This window comes from Flavobacterium sp. SOK18b (assembly GCF_014156605.1).
GTDB lineage: Bacteria > Bacteroidota > Bacteroidia > Flavobacteriales > Flavobacteriaceae > Flavobacterium > Flavobacterium tiangeerense.
Window position 1 is genome coordinate 1 of the sequence record NZ_QKNZ01000171.1, and the last position, 2599, is coordinate 2599.

3 protein-coding genes are annotated in these 2599 nt (G+C 31.4%); all 3 read left to right on the forward strand.

Translation table 11 applies throughout. The features are described 5' to 3' along the window. Positions 1 to 117: 117 nt before the first annotated feature. A complete protein-coding gene (gene gmd, locus DNC80_RS15710; protein ID WP_182652024.1) occupies positions 118 to 1209 on the forward strand; it encodes a GDP-mannose 4,6-dehydratase in 1092 nt (363 codons plus the stop codon). A gap of 14 nt (positions 1210 to 1223) precedes the next feature. Continuing rightward, entirely contained in the window at positions 1224 to 2141 is a 918-nt protein-coding gene (locus DNC80_RS15715; RefSeq protein ID WP_144892721.1) for a GDP-L-fucose synthase, read from the forward strand. 24 nt (positions 2142 to 2165) lie between these two features. After that, positions 2166 to 2599 (forward strand): glycosyltransferase (locus DNC80_RS15720; protein WP_182652025.1); only part of this gene is annotated, 434 nt, incomplete at its 3' end.

Here is a 2599-nt window from a genome sequence, read left to right on the forward strand (position 1 = left end):
ATTTGACATGATTATTTACGAAACATTATTTGTTTAGTACAATTTCTAAAGTTGCTTGTAATTAATTTTGTGAAATTCAGATTAAATATAGAAATAGCAATAAAAAAATATAAAAATATGAAAGTAGCATTAGTAACAGGCATTACGGGGCAAGACGGTGCATATTTAGCTGAATTATTATTGTCTAAAGGTTACATGGTTCACGGTATAAAAAGGAGAAGTTCTTTATTTAATACACAAAGAATTGATCATATTTATGAAGATCCTCATGTGGATAATCAGCATTTTAAATTGCATTATGGTGATTTGAGCGATTCTACAAACTTGATTCGTATTATTCAAGAAACACAACCGGATGAAATATATAATTTGGGTGCAATGAGCCACGTAAAAGTGAGTTTTGATATACCAGAATATACAGCAAATGCTGACGGAATTGGTACTTTAAGAATCCTTGATGCTGTAAGACTACTAGGATTGACTGATAAGACAAAAATATATCAAGCATCAACATCAGAGTTATATGGATTGGTTCAAGAAGTTCCTCAAAAAGAGTCTACACCTTTTTACCCTCGTTCTCCGTATGCTGTTGCAAAGCTTTATGCCTATTGGATTACAGTAAATTATCGAGAAGCATATAATATGTTTGCTTGCAACGGTATCTTATTCAATCATGAAAGTCCTTTAAGAGGAGAGACCTTTGTAACTAGAAAAATTACGCGTGGAGTAGCTCAAATGGCATTAGGGATGCAGGATACATTATATATGGGTAATATAGATTCTCAAAGAGATTGGGGGCACGCCAAGGATTATGTAGAGGCTATGTGGTTGATATTACAGCAAGATATACCTGAGGACTTTGTGATCTCTACAGGTGTAACAACCACAGTTCGAGAGTTTATTACAATGGCCTTTAGGGAAGTTGGAGTAGAATTGGATTTTAATGGAGAAGGTATTAACGAAACGGGTACAGTAAGATCTACTTCTAACCCAGATTATACTTTTAAAGTAGGACAAATTGTAGTTAAAATCGATCCTGTTTATTTCAGGCCAACAGAAGTTGAATTGCTAATTGGAGATAATACAAAAGCAAGAACAAAATTAGGTTGGTCTCCAAAATACACCTTAAATATGTTGGTTAGCGAAATGATGCAATCTGATTTAGAAATTTTTAAAAAAGAAAAATATTTTAAAAATTTTAAACAATAGTTATTCAAAAAAATATGAAACTCAATTCAAAAATATATGTAGCTGGGCATCGTGGGATGGTAGGTAGTGCAATTGTTAAAGATTTAGAAAATAAGGGATTCACTAATATTATTACTAGGACGTCAGTTGAACTTAACTTAATCGATCAAAATGCTGTAGCCCGTTTTTTCGAAATCGAAATGCCGGAGTACGTTTTTCTTGCCGCTGCAAAAGTGGGTGGTATAATAGCTAATAATACGTACAGAGCTGATTTTATTTATGAAAATATTCTCATTCAAAGTAATGTCATTCATCAAAGTTATAAAACAGGTGTAAAGAAATTGCTTTTTCTTGGATCTACTTGTATTTATCCAAAAATGGCACCACAACCTTTGAAAGAAGAGTACCTCTTAACAGGGATTTTAGAAGAAACGAATGAACCGTATGCTATTGCAAAAATTGCAGGTATAAAAATGTGTGACGCTTACCGAGATCAATACGGTTGTAATTTCATATCTGTAATGCCAACCAATTTATACGGATTTAATGATAATTATGACTTGCAAAATTCTCATGTATTACCAGCATTATTGCGAAAATTTCATGAAGCAAAACAAAACAATGAAAAAGAAGTACTTGTTTGGGGGTCAGGAAATCCATTAAGAGAATTTTTACACGCATCAGATATGGCCAATGCTTGTGTGTATTTAATGCAAAATTATAATGATAAAGGATTTGTAAATATTGGCTCGGGTAAAGAAATTTCTATTTCTGATTTAGCCTTTTTAATAAAGGATATTGTTGGTTTTAAAGGTAATGTTGTCTTTGATGTTACAAAGCCTGACGGTACACCTAGAAAGCTTACTGATACGACTAAATTAAATAGTTTGGGTTGGAAATATTCTATCGAACTTAGAGAAGGAATAACGAAAGTTTATAATGAGAAATTTTAATTTAATTCAGATTTAATTTTTAAGATGAGTAAAATATCGATAATTACGGTTAATTATAATGAAAAGGAAGGCTTAGAGAAAACAATTAAAAGTGTTATAAATCAATCTTGGAAAGATTTTGAATTTATTATAATAGACGGAGGAAGTACAGATGGTAGTAAGGATGTTATAAAAAAATATCAAGATAAAATTTCATTTTGGGTTAGTGAACCTGATGCAGGAATTTACAATGCCATGAACAAAGGAATAAGAGCTTCTAAAGGGGAGTTTGTCATTTTTATGAATGGAGGTGATTGTTTTAGTGACAACTCTGTTTTAAAGGACATTACACCAATGCTGAATGATGAGTTTGATGTTTATTATGGGGATAATTATAATTCTAGGCATGATCAACATAAAAAAATAATAAAATATCCTGAAAAATTAGAGTTTACTTTTTTTTATTACCGGACTATAAG